The 19,176-nt window shown below is 42.8% G+C and carries 15 protein-coding genes and 1 other RNA gene; 2 read left to right on the top strand and 14 right to left on the bottom strand.

Annotated elements, in window-relative coordinates; translation table 11 throughout:
• Nucleotides 1–91 precede the first annotated feature (91 nt).
• The gene (locus ACYCSE_RS10340) at nt 92–598 is read left to right on the top strand and encodes a tautomerase family protein (protein WP_459702182.1); all 507 of its coding nucleotides are present in this window, start codon (nt 92–94) and stop codon (nt 596–598) included.
• Nucleotides 599–832: 234 nt separating this feature from the next.
• On the opposite strand, the gene ACYCSE_RS10335 is transcribed toward ACYCSE_RS10340, so the two are convergent.
• The gene (locus ACYCSE_RS10335) at nt 833–1,480 is read right to left on the bottom strand and encodes an NAD(P)H-dependent oxidoreductase (protein WP_459702181.1); all 648 of its coding nucleotides are present in this window, start codon (nt 1,478–1,480) and stop codon (nt 833–835) included.
• Nucleotides 1,481–1,525: 45 nt separating this feature from the next.
• Here ACYCSE_RS10335 and ACYCSE_RS10330 point away from each other — a divergent pair, with 45 nt between their 5' ends.
• On the top strand, nt 1,526–1,732 hold the full coding sequence (locus tag ACYCSE_RS10330) for a winged helix-turn-helix transcriptional regulator (RefSeq protein WP_459702501.1): 207 nt from the start codon (nt 1,526–1,528) through the stop codon (nt 1,730–1,732).
• Between the two features lie 75 nt (nt 1,733–1,807).
• Here ACYCSE_RS10330 and ACYCSE_RS10325 read toward each other — a convergent pair whose 3' ends face one another.
• From ACYCSE_RS10325 to gpmI, 13 genes are all read right to left on the bottom strand, one after another.
• Nucleotides 1,808–2,758, bottom strand: coding sequence for a ring-cleaving dioxygenase (locus ACYCSE_RS10325; RefSeq protein WP_459702180.1), 951 nt, complete (start codon nt 2,756–2,758; stop codon nt 1,808–1,810).
• 74 nt (nt 2,759–2,832) lie between these two features.
• Nucleotides 2,833–3,231: a DoxX family protein gene (locus ACYCSE_RS10320; protein WP_025718852.1), complete on the bottom strand. Its 399-nt coding sequence runs from the start codon at nt 3,229–3,231 to the stop codon at nt 2,833–2,835.
• A gap of 70 nt (nt 3,232–3,301) precedes the next feature.
• Nucleotides 3,302–3,529 (bottom strand): DUF896 domain-containing protein, encoded by a 228-nt coding sequence (locus ACYCSE_RS10315; RefSeq protein ID WP_459702179.1) that lies wholly within the window; start codon nt 3,527–3,529, stop codon nt 3,302–3,304.
• Between the two features lie 537 nt (nt 3,530–4,066).
• Nucleotides 4,067–4,783, bottom strand: coding sequence for an NAD(P)/FAD-dependent oxidoreductase (locus tag ACYCSE_RS10310; protein ID WP_459702178.1), 717 nt, complete (start codon nt 4,781–4,783; stop codon nt 4,067–4,069).
• Nucleotides 4,784–5,192: 409 nt separating this feature from the next.
• Entirely contained in the window at nt 5,193–8,561 is a 3,369-nt protein-coding gene (locus tag ACYCSE_RS10305) for a DEAD/DEAH box helicase family protein (RefSeq protein ID WP_459702177.1), read from the bottom strand.
• Nucleotides 8,562–8,585: 24 nt separating this feature from the next.
• Nucleotides 8,586–9,779: a restriction endonuclease subunit S gene (locus tag ACYCSE_RS10300; RefSeq protein WP_459702176.1), complete on the bottom strand. Its 1,194-nt coding sequence runs from the start codon at nt 9,777–9,779 to the stop codon at nt 8,586–8,588.
• Nucleotides 9,772–11,265 carry a type I restriction-modification system subunit M gene (locus tag ACYCSE_RS10295; protein WP_459702175.1) on the bottom strand — a complete coding sequence of 498 codons (1,494 nt, stop codon included), beginning with the start codon at nt 11,263–11,265 and terminating at the stop codon, nt 9,772–9,774. The genes ACYCSE_RS10300 and ACYCSE_RS10295 overlap by 8 nt, the downstream gene beginning before the upstream one ends.
• Nucleotides 11,266–11,518: 253 nt before the next feature.
• Nucleotides 11,519–11,883: a transfer-messenger RNA gene (gene ssrA / locus ACYCSE_RS10290) on the bottom strand.
• 250 nt (nt 11,884–12,133) lie between these two features.
• Complete coding sequence (smpB, locus tag ACYCSE_RS10285) at nt 12,134–12,613, bottom strand: SsrA-binding protein SmpB (protein ID WP_013308270.1); 480 nt, start codon at nt 12,611–12,613, stop codon at nt 12,134–12,136.
• 281 nt (nt 12,614–12,894) lie between these two features.
• Nucleotides 12,895–15,510: a ribonuclease R gene (gene rnr / locus ACYCSE_RS10280; protein ID WP_459702174.1), complete on the bottom strand. Its 2,616-nt coding sequence runs from the start codon at nt 15,508–15,510 to the stop codon at nt 12,895–12,897.
• Between the two features lie 195 nt (nt 15,511–15,705).
• Nucleotides 15,706–15,939 (bottom strand): preprotein translocase subunit SecG, encoded by a 234-nt coding sequence (secG, locus tag ACYCSE_RS10275; RefSeq protein ID WP_013308268.1) that lies wholly within the window; start codon nt 15,937–15,939, stop codon nt 15,706–15,708.
• A gap of 342 nt (nt 15,940–16,281) precedes the next feature.
• Entirely contained in the window at nt 16,282–17,568 is a 1,287-nt protein-coding gene (gene eno / locus ACYCSE_RS10270; RefSeq protein ID WP_459702173.1) for a phosphopyruvate hydratase, read from the bottom strand.
• A 63-nt stretch (nt 17,569–17,631) separates the two neighbouring features.
• Nucleotides 17,632–19,176: a 2,3-bisphosphoglycerate-independent phosphoglycerate mutase gene (gene gpmI, locus ACYCSE_RS10265; protein ID WP_459702172.1), complete on the bottom strand. Its 1,545-nt coding sequence runs from the start codon at nt 19,174–19,176 to the stop codon at nt 17,632–17,634.

Below are 19,176 nucleotides of genomic sequence, written 5' to 3'. Positions count from 1 at the left end.
ATGAGCTTGCCAAGATGAAGCCTTGGATACAGATATCATAAAGAATTCCAAGACATCGCTTGGTTAAACCTCAATAAGGAGATATCAGACCATGACCATGATCAGTGTAAATTATCCAGTAGGCCGCATAACGCTTGAACAGCGTCGTCTTTTGGCAGAAGGTTTGACGGATGCAGTTCTCGTTCCAGAGGTAGGTCAATATTGTCCGCCAGCAAGAGAAGGGTTTCAGGTCCATTTCACCGAACGTCCAATAGATTACATGGCAATTGGCGGGCAATTGCTGTCGGATCAGCCAGAACGTGATGTAATTACTGTCAATGTTCTGGTGATGGATGGTGACTGGCCTAACGACGTTCGCAAAAAAGTGCTTGAAAATATTCTTGGCAATTTGACTAAAGTACTTGGTGTACCGGAACCATCCCCGACTTGGTGGGTATCCTTCCAGGTCATTGAAGAAGGCAGCTGGGGTTCTCGCGGCGGCGTGCTCTCCATTCTAGACCTGCTGGATTCAGGAGTCTTCACTGAGGAGAAAATTAAGGCTATCAAGCAAAATATTACACGGGAAACACCCGGAAATCTAACGAAAAAACACCCATAAGGGTGTTCAGATTGTCGAGAAACCCCCTGTTTTTTTGCAGGGGGTTTAAAACTGTCTTAGTGGTCTAAAAACTAGGGTCCTCAGATCGTTTTAAATCGATTTTTGTTTTAAAAGATGCGTCTCCCCATATAAAAATAGAAGTGTCGAAAAGTCCTCTGGACTTTCTCGACACTCTGAACACCCATAAGGGTGTTCTTCATTTGTCCAAAGTAACATCCTTCAGTTTACATCATCTTAATGGCTAGCCAAATCATGCTCCAAAGCTTGAAGAGAAAGGCTATCCCTCGTACTGCCTCCCTCTCCCGGTCTCATATCAAAAATACGATCGGCAAATCGATTGACATCCAGCAGCATTGCTTTTCGTTCCTCCGAGGTTACACGCGGCACCGAGTAAAGAAGCTTAATCTCAGCATCCGAAAACTTAGCGAACCCAAACAAATTATCGTTCGCCGCGTAGAGCATATCTTTCTGACGTGATATACGAATATAGTCTTCTGAAGATCCTGTTGTAAAAATCGAGTAGGCTCTCTTGCCCTCAAGCCCATATACACCATTAGAAGAGCGTATGAGTCCTGTTGTGAACACTCTATCTATGTATCCTTTAATAACAGCGGGAAATCCGCCCCACCATACCGGTGAAATAATAATCAAGGCATCTGCCCACAATAAATCCTCCTGTTCTTTTACTATCTCCTCTGGCAATACGTTAGTGACCTTAGCCTCTAAATCCTTTAAGCCTACCGTCGGATTAAATGACATTTGGATTAAGTCTTTTACCTTAACATTCGCCCCTCGTACGTTAGGATGAGCGATCACCTGCTCCAAAATCGCTTTGTTAAAGCTCTTAGGATAAGGGTGACCGTATAGAATATTAATGTTCATCTTCTTCGCCCCTAGAATATTTTCATATGGCTTGTCAAAGCCTTGATGCTAATGTTTCCTGATATCACACAAGCGATGTTAACCAAGCAGCTAAGAGAATTAGAAGAAGACGGGTTTGTGCATCGGGAAGTATTCAAAGAAATCCCTCCCCGTGTTGAATACTCGCTAACAGGTCACGGGGCAAATTTCGTCCCCATATTGCGCAGTATGTATGATTGGGGGGAGGTTCATCTGGAGCACTCGAAAAAATGAAAACCCACTATGACCAATTTTGTCAAAGTGGGTTTGATCCTGTTTCCTCTGGGGGCGAAACAGCAGCCGTTTCGTTTACTGTTGTTTTCCAGTTAATGTTCTCACTTTAATAGGATGCAGATTCGCCTCGATTTGAGCCCGCTGCGGTTCATACCACTCTGGCAGCATTAATTTCTGCCCCAAAGATTCAGCAGGTTCATCGTTAGCAAATCCCGGTGGATCTGTAGCAATTTCAAATAATATGCCGCCCGCTTCTCTGAAATATATAGCATTAAAATATTGGCGGTCTATGATTGGAGTCGGCTGATAGCCATAATGCTGGACTGCGCTTCTCCATTCTTCATGTTGTTCGAAATCTTTTGCACGCCATGCAATGTGATGTACCGTGCCTGCTCCACCAAAGCCTAGACCCATTTTGGCGAGTGGAACATCCACGATGTTGCCGATTTCTCCTACGGACTGAAAACGCGCATATTCGGCGTCTTTAGCGATTTTTGTAAATCCGAGTATGCTCTCCAATGCATCCATCGTTCTCTGTGGATTGACACTAAATAGCACGGCACCTCCAAACCCCTTAATTGCTTTATCGGCTGAAATGCCACCGTAAGACCAAGTACTATTCGCTCCCTCTTCACGTTCAACAAGCTCAAGACGTAAGCCCTCATTATCCTCAAATTGAAGATATTGTTCAGAAAAACGGCTCGTTTTCGTAACTTGAATATCAAAGCTTTGCAAACGATGCTGCCAAAAATCAAGTGAACCTGGGGGTACCACATACGAGGTTATGCCCACCTGGCCACCTCCGAATCGCCCTTTGGGAGTTCCTGGTGCAGGGAAAAAAGTAATGATCGTTCCAGGACTTCCTGCATCGTTGCCAAAGTACAAGTGGTAAACCTCAGGAGCATCGAAGTTGATCGTTTTCTTCACTAACCGAAGTCCCAGGACGCCGGCATAGAAGTCGACATTTCCCTGCGGATTACTGGCAAAAGCTGTAATATGATGAATACCTGTAGTTTGAAGTGACATATGAAACCCTCCTTTAATTGTAGAAACCTTTGTTTTTTTATTGTTGATGACTTTTAATGACCTAAGTTCATGTATTAATTAAGGATTGCATCAATGGAATATGAACCTGCTCCTGTCAACGCAATACCTATTACGACTGCAATAAGAACTAGCGGATATTCATAGCCATTAGCTGTTGCCCAGATCCCATTTTGGCCATGTACTTTGAAAATTGCTCCAAGCATAGTCGCCGTAATCAACAATGCAGCCAGTGGAGTGAGCAATCCTACAGCAAATAGAGCTCCTCCCAACAATTCCATCAACCCAGCAGACACTGCCATGAATACCCCGGGCTTAATTCCGATCGATTCCATCCAACCGCCAGTACCTTTTGGGCCATAGCCGCCAAACCAGCCAAACAGTTTCTGTGCTCCGTGCCCCACCAATAACAATCCAACTACCAAACGTATCAGTAACAATCCACTTGCCAACATAAAAATCACCCTCCATATTATATTTATTATTTTAAGATATTTAATTTAGAGATATTTGATAGAATTAAATTCATGGTTTAGCGATTTGAGCCTGTTCCTTTTTCAGTTTTTCAGGCGTAACATCGTCTCCATTCGGATCATAAATCGTAGCATTCAAGAGAATGCTTTGTACAGAGCCCCGAAAGATTTGAAGGTATTCTTTACGAAGATCCGTTTGTTCCGTTTTTTCAATTTCAGTCAACCCAACTTCTTTCGCTTTTTTTGCAAACTGATTAATTCTTTCTAAAATGGTGATCATGTGTATACCTCCCTATTCAAAATTGCTGATTGCTCTTATCTTTAATTTATTTATCTTGATATAAAGATATAATACTTTTTTATTCTTGTCAACACTTATTCAAAAGAAAAGCAGCCAGAACACTTAGAGACACCTTTAAGCTACAAGTTGTGTAAAACCTCTTCATCTCAATTACTAGAGCCATAATAAAAAGCCACCAACCAGAATCACTGGCTGATGGCTTTCTCGTCTTACTCAAATGGAGGCGAACCGTGGCTGTTCAAAACCACAATTCGCCGATGCGTGTTTCCTGTGTGAGAGCCACACAACTATCCATCTTTATACACTATGCCTGCCAAGTTGATCAGTAAGTGCCTTCGCGGCGGAATAACCGGAGCTCCAGGCCCAGGCTCTTGATCAATCTTCGCTTCCTTCAGCAGGACGGAGACAATTTTCTTGTGTAGAAAACCGACGAAGGACTCCGCGACCGTTCGGTGCGCGAACGTCCCCAGTTCGTCTCCAGAAATTCGATAACCTCTTCCTCCGTGCGGTTCGGCATCAAATCGATGGATAGGGTAACGGTGTCCCCTTTCGCGAGATGAACGGCTGCCTTCCGCTAAGCTGTAGGATCGTTGGACCGGAGAAGCCATAATCAGTGTAGTGTATTTCGCCTGTTTCACTGCGGGCGACTTTGCCGTTCACGAGGATGTCGGCTCGTCCTTGGAGTTTGATGCCGCTTAGTGCCTTCTGATATATATATTTCACTTTCAATTGTACGAGGGCCGGAACAGGCTCCACCAAGGAATGCCCCATTCGTTGGGCGATTGTATATCCGGACCCATCCGTCCCCGCATTCTGGCAGGTATGAACACCCGTACAGAGAAACAGATATTCGCTAGTGTAGACCACCTGCTCCTCTGTTTCCGTTCGGCATGTAATTTTAAATCGCGGATGATCTGCAGATACGGTGACATCGAGCACTTTGTTTTTTAGGTATACCGGAATGTTCAGCTCCTCTAGAGCAAGCTCGAAAATATCCACCACAGATGCCGCCTGTAGTGACATCGGGTACATTAAACCCTCTTTTAATTTCGTAAGCGGCAGCCCGAGCACATGAAAGAAATCAATGGTTTGATCGATGCCGAATTGTTGTAGCACAGGCAGCGTAAATTCAGCCTGCCTGCTGTAATACTTGCGCAACAAAGCCACCGCTTCGTTATCCGTATCCACCACAGTGGAATCGTTCGTAATATTACAACGACCGTCGCCTGTCATGGAGATTTTCTTCCCAATCCGGTCATTCCCCTCCAGAACGGCGGTATCAACACCTAAATCTCACGCATTAACGGCGGCCATGAGTCCTGATGCGCCTGCACCGATTATAATTAATTTGTGGTGCAATACAGCCTGGTCATCGTGTATAGTTAGCCAATGTACTCCTTGTCCAATGAATTTATATATAGAAACGTGAAGTTTGATTTTTCAAAAGATATTGTACTTATTAATTATAACATAGGAGTATGCACCGCATAATCCTGCTAAAGTTTTCCTGGCAACACGTCTATTACAATTATGTCCTAAATATAGCAAAAACACCATCCTAATAGATGGTGTTCAGGCTGGTGGAGGTGAACCCCGGCTTAGCAAAAATACAATTGGCGTCATCATATAAGCAAGGATTTACCTAATATGCAAAAGGACTTTGTGAATAGTCTTTAGAAATATCCTCCGCATTACGGTTGATATGGTCGATGATATCTAAAATTCCTCGAGCCTTTGGAAGCTGGTCCTTGAACACAACCATGATGCCACCTACTGAACTAAACGGATCTTGCTGCAATGCCTGGCGTTCTAATGTGCCATTCTTAACGATGTAGTCAATGATCAACTCAACGAATTTCGTTTGTTGTAAGTTCAAATTCTGTTCAGAAATAAACGTTGAAAATGCTTCAACAGCGGCTTCGCGGTCAAGACCTACGATTTTACGAACGAGCATTGTTACCGGGGTATCGCCATAATCTTTTTCGTACTGTTCTTTGGAACCAAGTTCACTCCACAAAATTTGCTCTAAGTATTCCACATCTTGCTTCGTTAATGGTTTGTTGTTACGCAGCTTATAAATCGCTAATGTATTCTCATGTTGATGCTCTTTTAAGTAATGCTCTACCTTTTTTCGATAGCTTTGTAAGTCATTCACATTATAAATCGACGCATTTTCTGCAACAGTTAACACTTCATCTTGGAAATCCGTGTAGTAGATTTTCTGATTCGAACGCTCAATATAGCGAATTAAATCACGTAGTGCAATACGTACCCTTTCTAGATCAGCAAGCGAAGCCTCTTCCCAGAATTCCATCGTTCGTACATCATCAATCACATCTTTTTGTGCTAATACTTGTGGAATTGTCCCTAGTTTTGAAAGTGCTTCGGCTGTATCAATAACTCGGCGAATTGGCTTTGTGGCATTATTTGACTGCAAACTTGCTAATTCAATCGTCAGCATTAACAGATCAAAACGTTTGGCTAACTCATCATCTTCAATCGGTGTAATTAACGGTGAAATGTTTTCTTTCACTTCATTGGTCTGCACGACCGATAACGCTTGCCAGGTCTCCTCATTTTGATACCTGTGCACATATTGTAAGTATTGGCGCACTCGGAAATTTTCATCATTTAATGCTCGAACGTCCGATACGATCTCCTTCAATAGCTGTTCTCGATAAGATATAAACGGTGCTTCTTGATATTGAAGCGATTGTAATTCACGTACAATGTCAACCTTTGTGTTAAATAGCCTTTCCGTTAATGTTTGAGTTATTTTGACCTCTTCACCTTTTTCATTCACACGGAAATATTCAAAATTTCTTAAATAATCAAATATTAAGAAGTAGCCCTTATCCAATCCTGGTCCAAATAAGTCTATACGGAGACGTGTTCCGCGACCGACCATCTGCCAGAACTTCGTTTTCGAGCGCACCTTTTTGAAGAAGACTAAGTTTAATACATCAGGCACATCAATTCCCGTATCTAGCATATCAACCGAAATTGCAATTTGTGGCATCTTGTCCGGAGTTGAGAAGTCATCAATAAGCGTCTGATAATATTCCACACTATAGTCGATTACCTCAGCAAAATTACCATCGTATTCAGGGAATTTCAAATCGAAGCGTTCTTTAATGGCCATCGCATGCTTGTGGTTTTTGGCAAAAATAATAGTCTTCCCTAACTTGTCCCCACCTTCAACCTTCAAGCCATATTCCATTAAATCATTTAACACGTGATCAATTGTGTTCTTGTTAAATACAAAATGATTAATGGCTGAGCTATCAATATCCCTTACTTGCGGTTCATCTTCAAAAATCTCTTCAAATTCTTCTTTTTCGTCCTCGGATAAATCATCATAACGAATACCATCATCTAAAATTTTCAACGTTGTTTCTCGCGTGCGATAATCAACTAAGTAGCCATCCTCTACAGCCTTCGCTAATTCATAGGCAAAGGTCGGTACGCCGTTTTCTAAATCAAAAATCGTGTACGTATTTTTATCAAGTTCATCCTTTGGCGTTGCGGTTAAACCAACAAGCATCCCATCGAAATAATCGAAAATGCTTTTATACTTCTGATAAATTGAACGGTGTGATTCGTCAATAATAATTAAATCGAAATGCCCTATCGTAAATAAACGGTTGCCGTCCTTACGCTTCACTTCATCAATCGCATTCATCATCGTTGGATATGTCGAGAACACCATACGAGCAGCTTCAGGGTTCGAATTTTTTTCAAGCATATTGCTTAATGATAAGTTCGGAAGCAGTGTGTTGAAGTTACGAAAAGCTTGCTTCACTAAAGATGTACGATCCGCAAGAAACAGTACATTTTTTACCCAATAATTTTTCGTTAACACATCGACTAATGAGATCGCTGTACGTGTTTTACCACTGCCTGTTGCCATTACGAGTAAGCCTTTTCGTTGGTTGTTACTGAACGTATCACAAATCGCTAGAATCGCTTCTTTTTGATAATATCGGTTCGTAATATCATCATCTATTTCAATATTTGTTAAAGGCTGCTTGATTTGGCGACGGTCGATTAACAATTGTAGCTCATCTTGTGTATAGAAGCCTGACACTTTACGTGCTGCATAGTGTTCATGCCAAATATGCGTTTCAAAGCCGTTTGTATAAAAAATGACAGGTCGTATCCCCTGCACCTGCTCCACACAATCCGCGTACAGTTTTGCTTGGTTACGCCCTTCTTTGGGATCACGTGAAGTACGTTTTGCTTCAACAACAGCTAAAATTTTACCGTTCGTACCGCGTAACACATAATCTACGTAACCTTCGCCTTTTGCATTTGGCATACCTGTTACCGGATATTCTATCTCAACGTTTTTGCCAATTTCCCAACCAGCTAACTTTAAGTCTAAATCGATATAGCGTTTACGCGTCTCAAACTCTGAAATCGCATCGACATCAAAATCGTAATCTCGTTGTGAATCTACACGATTAGCCGTTAGTTGTGCCCGGAGTTCTTCATTCTGCTTACGAAGCTCTTCAAGTGACTGATCCTTAGCACTTAGCTTGTCATATAAATCACTTAGTTCCTCTGGACGCTCTCGCTTGTATACTGCATCATACAGTAACGCCTCATCAAACGTAGATACAGTATATTCCTCGGCGTAACAATAATCAATCCATGCCACAAACTGATGTAAATTATGTAAAGACAATACCGCTTCATCACGAGTAATTGCCACATTCGTATGTACAGCTGCATTACCAAGCTTCACCACATATTTCATCATCGGCAACAGTTCTTCATCAATGATGCCCAAAAAGTGACGATTATGAATCAAGCTTGAGAGGTTATCTTGATAGGGTATTCTCACATCATTATCAAACTGATACACCCATTTGACCGCAAGCTCAAGCGCACGGCGCGATAAAATCGCAACCGTGGCTGGGCTAACTTGCATCGCCTTTTCCGCTTCAAAACAGGCATTGGCAAAGCTAGTGAATAACTGTTTGTCCTTTAAAAAATCGAAGTTCAACATATACTTGTCTCCTATGCGAGATCGTTATTGTTCTGGAAATAGTTCACCTTTGAAGGCTTTTTGGAGTAGGGAATTGTATAAAGTATTCATTTCATCAAGACTATATTCTAACAGTTCTTTTTGTTTATTAATTTTTTTGATTTTCCCTACAAATTCACGCTGTGACTCAATTGCCGGTACTACAATAGACAAATCACTTATTTTTTTTATTGTTAACCGTTTTATGGCACCACCACTCATATTACTTAGAACATTTTCTTTCACACGTTGATTATTTAAATAATATACCAAGTAATGATTATTTAGTTGTTCGTCATTAGTTCTAATTAAAGCTAAACTTGATAACATGCTAAACTCAAAATTGTAATGATTTATACCTGCAATTCCCGTTGTGGCTCCATCTTTAATATATAAAACATCACCTTTAATCGGATCGCATCTCTTGTATATTTTGTCATGATCTTCTTTAGAAATATATGAAGGATTTGAATAAAAATCTAAGTATCCTTTGCCCAAATGTTTTGCAGAAATATATGGAATACCGGTTTCAACCATAGGAGGAGAATGATGTGTCCCATCAGTTATTTTAATACATAAATCCTTCAATGTTTTTAACGAATACTTTTTAGGATTCATGACTGGATCTCCAAACATCTCTAAAAACAAACTATGTCTTAATTTATCTAATGCTGTGATTTGGGATTGGCGTTTTTCTATAATATTATTGAGATTATCCAATACCATTACTACTTGTCTTTGCACCTCAATACTAGGGACAGGAACTTTAATTTCTTCAACGATTTTTTTAGAAATTTCTTTAAATGTAGCACCTCTTCCAAGACTATTTAAAAACTCTTTTTTATTTGATAACCAATATGCTAAATATTTAGGAATTACTTTATTCTCGTCACAAACGATATTTTTGAATCCTTGATTTGTACAAAATTCACTCCCTGCTATCGCGACCTTACCAATTGGCGCTCTGGAAGTAAGCAAAATTGTATTTTTAGGGAGTAGAGGTATGCTCTTTTTCCTTCTAGCTTCTTCGGTGATCTTTCTTTCAGAATGATATACATATTCCGGTTTTATACCATTGATCTCTGCAGGGGTATACCAATTTATTTCCCCTAAAAAGTTTTCACTACTCTTAGTATCTGGAGTTGTCCCTGAATAAACTGTGGCTACATCTTTAATTTTTAGAACTTCTATTTTACTCATTCTCTAACAACTCCTTAAGAACATTTAGATCATTAAGAACTTCTGTCTCAAGAGTTAGAATTTCATTAATAATAACTTTAGGCTTTTTATACTCCACTTCCTCATACTCAACCTCTTTATACTTATTAATCGACAAGTCATACACTTGCTCACGAATCTCATCCACTGGCACAAAGAATGATTGCTCTGTACGTTTACGTTCTACTTCACCTTGTAAGTTACTGAACCGTGTAATAATATCTTCACTATCATTCGCTTCAATTGGTGCGCGTTTATCATCTAATGAGTATCCATCAGCCTTCATATCATAGAACCATACGTGATCCGTTCCACCTGTACCTGTTTTCGTGAAAATCATAATACCTGTTGAAACCCCTGCATACGGCTTGAATACGCCACTTGGCATTGAAATGATCGCTTCTAACTTATTGTTATCGATAATTTCTTTACGAATGGCTTTATGCGCATTTGAACTGCCGAACAAAACGCCATCCGGTACGATCACAGCAGCACGTCCACCGGCCTTTAGCGTACGTAAAATAAGCGACACGAATAATAACTCTGTTTTCTTCGTTTTCGCTACTTTTAACAAGTCATTCGATACAGCATCATAGTCTAATGATCCTTTAAATGGTGGATTCGCTAGCACTAATGTGTATTTATCCTCATCTTTATTTTCCTCAGATAGTGAATCACGATAATCAATATTTGGAGCGTCTACCCCGTGCAACATCATGTTCATAGCTCCAATACGTAGCATCGTTGTATCCATATCATTCCCATAGAACATGTGGTTATGGAAGTGCTCGTTTAACCCTTGTACTAAAAACAGGTCTTGATGGTTCTTGCGTAAAAATTCACTTGCTGAAACAAGGAAACCCGCTGAACCCATTGCCGGATCGATAATGATATCTTCTGGTGACGGCTTCATGAGTTCTACCATCATATTGATAATATGGCGTGGTGTACGGAATTGACCGTTTGTACCCGCTTGTTGTAGCTTCGATAATAAGTACTCGTAAATGTCCCCTTTTGTATCACGCTCTTCCATTGGGATGCTATCAAGTGCTGTTACTACTTTTTGTAATGTAGCAGGTTTATTAATTTGGAACATTGCATCTTTCATGTACTTTGAGAATGCAGATTCTTCTTTACCACCTAACGTTTTGATGAATGGAAAAATCGTACTCACCATTACTTCATACATTTCTTGGGCAGGTAAGTTCTTAAACTGTGTCCAACGCATCATTGGCCAGTATTTCTTTTGCACTTCATTGAAGTCTGCTGGCATTTCCGAGAAAATCCCTTTATATTCAAGCCCTAAAAATTCCGCTTCGTTTTCTTTTTTTAGTTCACCTTCATCTAAGCCTTTAATGAAGAGTAAATATGTTAATTGCTCAATATTTGTTAAAGGGTTTGTATTTCCCTCTGTCCATAATGTTGTCCATATAATATCAATCTTGTTTTTGATCTCACCTGTAATCATGTTGTAACCCCCATTATATTAAGGTACCTATTGCAGACACCTTCTCTTACGATCTATTTTAAACTAAATGTGTGACCAGTGCCATTTGATTATAATCAATCATCTTGTACTATGTAAAAATCTGTTATAGTTCATTTTCAGCTCTAGTTCTTCTTTGAACAAGTCCTTGACGATTCCTTGTTGTTTCTACATCCAAATTACATTTCATCACTCATTATTAATAAATAAAACCCGCTCAGTGAGCGGGTTTTTAGAATGGAGGCGAGGGGAGTCGAACCCCTGTCCGAAGATAACGACACATAAGCTTCTACGGGTGTAGTGACAGTTTTGATGTCACCCTAGAAACTCCCTGTCACCGGATTCCCTTCGGGTCAGCCTGATTATCTTCTTCAGCTCACCGCAGGCGGAGATGAGACAGCGTATTCCACTATTTGTTAGCCCCTATCCCAGTCACATGGACGATGCTGGGTAGAAGCACGCACACAGTTTCTTAGGCTGCGAAAGCGTAGTTGTTTTGTTGTTTGCCGTTTAATAGGCTTTAGCGTTGATGAAGCGGACGCGTCCCCACTACCCGCTACCCATGCTCGAACTATCCCCGTCGAATCCATAAACGCCCCCTTATTATAAAAGGGCTCCACGGATAAAACCGGAAATACCGGAGCATAAGCATGCATAATATCAAAAGCTGAATCCTAGGATTCAACACTCGAACAAAGTTAAAAGCTTTAAAACTGACTACTTCGTTAGTATACCATATTACAGGTCATTACGAAACGAAATGAAGCTATTTAAGCCTTATAAAATAGCACCATTACAGGAACAAGTAACTTCTCCACGTAATTTGTACCATACCCAATAATACAGCAACTTATCTTGCAATTTTCTGCTTCTCGCGCAAAGCACGTTGGATATCACGCTGTGCATCGCGTTTAGCGGCAGCATCACGTTTATCATACTGCTTCTTACCTCTACCCAGTCCGAGCAGAAGCTTGGCATAACCATTGCGAACATAAATCTTTAACGGAACAATCGTGTAGCCTTCCTGTTTGGACAATCCGATAAGCTTGCGAATCTGTTCTTTATGCAACAGCAGCTTACGTGTACGGGTCGGATCGGTAGGATTATTACGATTGCCTTGCTCGAAAGGACTGATATGCATATTGTGAATATGAATTTCGCCATTACGGATCGTAGCAAATGCATCACTTATATTGGAGCGACCATTCCGTAGAGACTTAATTTCTGTTCCCGTAAGCACCATGCCCGCCTCGTAGGTGTCCTCAATAAAATAGTCATGGGAAGCTTTTTTGTTCTGGGCGAGCACTTTCCCGTCTGCCTTCTTACCCATGAATACCACTCCTTATGAATAACGTAATTCACTCTTGAAATCCAAGCATCAAAATCCGGCTACAAAGAGCCACCTAGAAATATATTGTAACAAATTTCAGATGGTAAAAGCAAGAAAGGTCAAGCCTTCTACATTTCAAACTGCACTTATATCACACTTAAAACCAAGCGGCTTCCATCCAATACAGCAGACAGAAACCGCCCGTATAACCTATGCTTCAAAGTCAGCTTCATTCACTGCAATGGAAGCTCCACCCTTCAAAGTAAGTAAACTCTAACTTCCTACTTCTTCTTTTTCCGCACAAAGCCCGCGGTGCTATTGCCGCCACTTCCGCCCTTATTCTTCCGCTTGCGCCGTGCTGCGCCTTCACCGTTTGGTCTGGCATCACTCCCTGGTGTAGCTGCTCCGCCGATGAAAATACCGCTGGCAGACGTCTTCTTCCGTCGCTTGCTTGCCCCGGATGCTGGCGAGTTATACCCGCCCTTGCCACTGCCAAAGCCGAAGTTGCTAGCTGAGCCGGCTCCAGCTCCGTTTCCGCCGCCGCGCCCTGAACGACCTGCGGTGCTAATCCCTCCGTTACCAGCGCCAGCTTCTTTTGGCTTCCCGGTAACATCACGACCGCCTTTACGCTCATTGCCAGTCTTGTCCTTGCCGCCCTTGCGGTCACGCCCTTCTCGGCCTTTGCCTTTACCACGGCTCTCGCCACGCGCAAAGTCTCCACCTTGTCCTGTACCGCCAGTCCGTTCACGGCGTTGCCGTTGCTTCATATCGACAAGTTCAAAGTCAATTGTGTAATCTTCCATATTCACACGCGCGACGCGAACTTTAACCTCATCCCCAATGCGGAACACCTTGGAGGTACGTTCGCCAATCAACGCCATATGCTGCTCGTCAAAATGATAATAGTCGTCCGTAAGCGCACTCAGACGCGTCAGGCCCTCCACTGTATTGTCCAGCTCAATGAACATCCCAAAGCTGGTTACACTGCTGATGATCCCCTCGAATTCCTCGCCGACCTTGTCCAGCATGTATTCAGCCTTTTTCATCTGCTCTGTATCACGCTCTGCATCCACAGCTACGCGTTCACGCTCGGAAGACTGCTGCGCAATATCAGGCATACGTGCAGTCAAATATTCCTGACGTTCGGCTGGTAAAGCTCCGCCATTCTCCAATACCTCACGAATGACACGGTGAATCACCAAGTCAGGGTAACGACGGATCGGCGATGTAAAATGAGAGTAATACTCCGCTGCCAATCCAAAATGTCCTGTCGATTCCGCATCATACTTTGCCTGCTTCATCGAACGCAGCATCATCGTGCTAAGCACGGTTTGCTCTTTCGTACCCTGGATGTCTTCTAGCAACGTTTGCAGCGCGCGCGGATGAATGGAATTTCCTCTACCTTTGATCTGATGCCCAAAATTGGCTGCGAAAGCCATAAAGTTTTGCAGCTTCTCTGGATCTGGGTCCTCATGAATCCGGTACAAGAAAGGTACTTTGAGCCAATGGAAATGTTCGGCTACCGTTTCATTGGCCGCCAACATAAACTCTTCAATAATTTGTTCAGCTATCGTACGATCTCTCTTTACAATATCGACAGCTTTGCCTTCATTATCCACAATCACTTTGGCTTCATCAAAGTCAAAATCAACCGCGCCTCGGCGCATTCGATTAGCACGCAGCTTCAATGCCAATTCCTTCATCGTGCTGAATACATCAATGAGATCCTTGTACCGTTCCATCAGTTCAGCATCTTCCTCTTCGAGGATTTTGCGAACGTTAGTGTACGTCATCCGTTCCTTCGTTTTAATCACACTGGTGAAAATATCATGCTTTACAACCTTCATATGCTCATTGAATTCCATCTCACAGGATAGAGTCAGTCGATCCACCTGTGGATTCAAAGAACATATTCCGTTCGAAAGTCGATGTGGAAGCATAGGAATGACACGGTCTACTAAATACACGCTACAACCGCGGTTATATGCCTCCTGATCCAGCTTGGAGTTCTCACGCACATAATACCCTACGTCGGCAATATGAACGCCCAGACGGTAGTTTCCGTTCGGCAAGCGCTCTACATTGACAGCATCATCCAGGTCTTTGGCATCCTCACCATCAATGGTAACAATGATCTTATCACGCAGATCGCGCCGTCCCTGACGAACAATCTCTTCTTCCGTAATCGCGTCGGGAGCATTCTCCGCTTCCTCTGTCACTTCATCTGGAAAAGCTTCTGGAAGCTGATGCTTACGGATAACTGACAAAATGTCGACGCCTGGATCATCCTTATGACCCAAAACCTCCAACACTTCGCCTTCCGCTGCTGCTCGTCCTTCTGGATAGCTCACAATACGCACAACGACCTTTTGACCGTTTACAGCTCCATTGAAGCTTGTTTTTGGAATGAAAATATCCCGGTTAATGCGCTTATCATCCGGCAAAACGAAACCGTATGCTTCGTGGCTCTGAAACACGCCTACTACTTGAAGCACTGCGCGCTTCACGATCCGTACAACTTCACCTTCTAGTCGACCGCCCGCAGGTCCCTTCGATGACACTCTTACCAGTACCGTATCTCCATTCATCGCACTCTTTAAATCGTTGGCATGAATATATACATCCGGGTGCTCCCGGTCCTCTGGAATCAGAAAAGCAAATCCCTTGGCATGAGCTTGCAAACGCCCACGCTGCAAATCCATTCGTTCCGGCACACCATAACGGTTTGTGCGGGTCAGCAGAATTTTCCCCTCTTCCTCCAAAGCATTCAAAAGCTTAAGAAATTCACGGAAATCTTCCGCATCCTTAATATCAAAGTGCTGCTCCAGCTCCTGGTAAGTCATGGGTTTGTATGCGGTCTCGCGCATAAAATCGAGTAGTTGTTGCTCTGTTATCATAATATTGTCCACCTCGGGTGACCTTTAATTTTCAGTAATAAATCCGCATGTCCTTGTTCCTTGTTCCTGATACAAGGCTCTTAATATACTCATACCCTAGTATACACGAATTTAATCGACGGCATCCCTGCCTGTCCAAAATCTAAAAAAAGCCCCCGTTTCCCGCGAAACGAAGGCTTAAGGTACATATTTATCTTATTTTGCAAAAAATGCAACTAAAACAGAAACGATCATGAAACCCGCACCCAGTACAGCAGTTGCGCGTTGTAAAATCAAATCCATACCGCGAGCTTTTGTCTTGCCGAACAGATGCTCAGCACCGCCAGAGATGGCACCGGACAAACCTGCGCTTTTCCCCTTTTGCAGTAAAACAACCGCAATAACAGCAATCGAGAACACAACGAGCAGCACTTTCAAAAAGATTTCCATGAAAAATCCCACCTCCTGAGCTTATACATCTGTTTTGCAAAACAACACGGCCTCTTTTATGAAAACATGTACATATCATGTTATAAATAGCCGGAAATTAACGCAAAACACTATTTTTATTCTACCACAGCTTCCAGTAGATAACAACAGCTATAGCAAGTCACTCAGCCATTAAGCCTTTGCAAAGTTATAAATTCTCATACACATCCATAATAACAAAAAAACAGACCTGCTCGCGGTGGCGAGTAGGCCTGTTTTATTCATGCGAAAAAGCTTTGAGCGTTCAGACTTCATGATCATAAACCATGAGTCAAGAGACGCCATCAGCATTTTTGCGCAATATTATTTTTTCAGGTTGTAGAAAGATTTCAGGCCGTGGTATTGAGCCAGTTCACCCAGTTGATCCTCAATGCGGAGCAATTGGTTGTACTTCGCAATACGGTCAGTACGGGAAGGAGCACCTGTTTTAATTTGGCCTGCATTTGTTGCAACAGCGATATCAGCGATTGTGCTGTCTTCGGATTCACCGGAACGGTGAGAGATAACAGCTGTGTATCCTGCACGTTTAGCCAATTCGATAGCATCGAATGTTTCAGTCAGCGTACCGATTTGGTTTACTTTGATCAGGATGGAGTTACCGATGTTTTCATCGATACCTTTAGCCAGACGCTCTGTGTTTGTTACGAACAGGTCGTCACCAACCAATTGGATTTTGTTGCCCAATTTTTCAGTGAGCAATTTCCAACCTTCCCAGTCATCTTCGGAGCAACCATCTTCAATAGTGATGATTGGGTATTTATCAACCCAAGAAGCAAGCAGGTCAACGAACTCAGCAGAAGTGAAGGATTTTCCTTCGCCTTCCAAAGTGTATTTTCCATCTTTGTAGAACTCAGTGGAGGCAACGTCCATACCGAGGAATACGTCAACACCTGGTTTGTAACCAGCTTTTTCGATCGCTTCGATAATAGTGGACAGAGCTTCTTCGTTAGATTTGAAGTTAGGAGCAAAACCACCTTCATCACCAACAGCTGTGTTCAGACCTTTGGAGTTCAGTACGGATTTCAGGTTGTGGAAGATTTCTGCGCCTACACGCAGAGCTTCTTTAAATGTAGGAGCGCCTACAGGCAGAACCATGAACTCTTGTACGTCAACGTTATTGTCGGCATGAGCGCCACCGTTAACGATGTTCATCATTGGTACTGGCAATTGTTTAGCATTGAATCCGCCCAGGTAAGTGTACAGTGGCAAGCCCAGAGCTTCAGCAGCAGCGCGAGCTACAGCCATGGATACTGCCAGAATTGCGTTTGCACCCAATTTACCTTTGTTATGTGTACCATCCAATTTGATCATCAGCGTGTCGATTTCTACTTGGTTCACAGCATCCAAGCCGATTACTTCAGGAGCAATAATTTCGTTCACGTTTTTAACAGCTTGCAGAACGCCTTTACCCAGGTAACGGGATTTGTCGTTATCACGAAGCTCTACAGCTTCGTGAGCGCCTGTGGAGGCACCGGAAGGAACGATAGCACTACCGATAGCACCGGATTCCAGATAAACTTCAACTTCAACCGTAGGGTTACCACGGGAGTCGAGGACTTCGCGAGCGTACACGTCAGAAATAATAGTCATTTGTACTTAATCTCCTTTGTGAATCATGATTTATTGGTCAAGCCTATACTTATTAAATCAAGCTTACTTGCGGGATGCAATCATAGATTTTCCTGTCATTTCCGCAGGTTGCGGAAGTTGCATCAAATCCAGAAGCGTTGGAGCTACGTCAGCCAGTATTCCATGCTCACGCAAAACGATATTTTCGTCAGTCAAAATGAACGGAACCGGATTAGTTGTGTGAGCTGTGAACGGACGTCCCTGCTCATCAATTTCCATATCCGCGTTACCATGGTCAGCAATGATAATAACCACGCCACCTTTGGCTTTAACCGCATCTACAACACGTCCAACACACTCATCCGTCGTCTCTACCGCCTTAATCGTTGGCTCCAGCATACCGGAGTGTCCAACCATATCCGGATTGGCAAAGTTCAGGATAATCGCATCATGCTTGTCGGCTTCGATTTCCTTAACAGCAGCATCCGCTACTTCATACGCACTCATTTCCGGCTGTAAGTCATATGTAGCCACTTTAGGCGAGTTGATCAAAATACGAGTTTCGCCAGGAAGCTCCACATCACGTCCGCCACTGAAAAAGAAAGTAACGTGCGGATATTTTTCAGTCTCAGCAATACGCAATTGCTTTTTGTTGTTTTGAACCAACACTTCACCAAACGTGTTATCCAGGTTTTTCGGTTCGTAAGCTACAAAGCCTTGAACCGTTTCGCTGAACAACGTCAGGCACACAAAGTGCAAATCTTTAGGCCATTTCGGGCCACGGTCAAAACCACGGAAGTCCGCGTTTGTAAATACCTGAGACAGTTGAATCGCACGGTCAGGACGGAAATTGAGGAAGATAACAGAGTCATTGCTTTCGACCAGCCCTACAGGACTGCCGTCAGCCTTCACAATAACCGTTGGCTCCACAAATTCGTCGAACACTGATTTTTCATACGATTCTTTCAATGCTTCCATTGGGTCTGTGTATTGAGGACCTTCTCCGTACACGATTGCACGGTAGGATTTCTCTACACGTTCCCAACGTTTGTCGCGGTCCATAGCATAATAGCGTCCTTGTACAGTCGCAATTTTGCCTACGCCCACTTCTTGAATTTTAGCGATCAGCTGCTGCATGAAGCCTACGCCGCTGTCAGGCATAACATCGCGTCCATCCATGAAAGCATGAATGTACACTTCTGTTAAACCTTCTTTTTTCGCCAAGTCCAGCATAGCGAACAGATGGCTGATATGGCTATGCACGCCGCCGTCGGACAGAAGTCCGTACAGGTGAAGTTTCGTGTTGTTCTTCTTGGCATGTTGCACTGCTTTAACCAGTGTTTCATTGTCGTAGAATTCACCTTCACGGATGGACTTCGAAATACGAGTCAAGTCTTGATATACAATTCGGCCTGCGCCGATGTTCAAGTGACCTACTTCGGAGTTACCCATTTGTCCTTCAGGCAGACCCACTGCTTCGCCAGAAGCCGTCAGCGTTGTATGAGGATACTGTTGTAAATACCGGTCGTAATTCGGTTTGTTGGCCTGCGCAACCGCATTACCTTCTACGGTGTCACGCAATCCGAACCCGTCCATAATAATTAAAGCTACCGGTTTTGGTGCTGTCAT

Source organism: Paenibacillus sp. SEL1, assembly GCF_054602535.1.
This window is presented reverse-complemented; position numbering and strand designations above follow the sequence as displayed.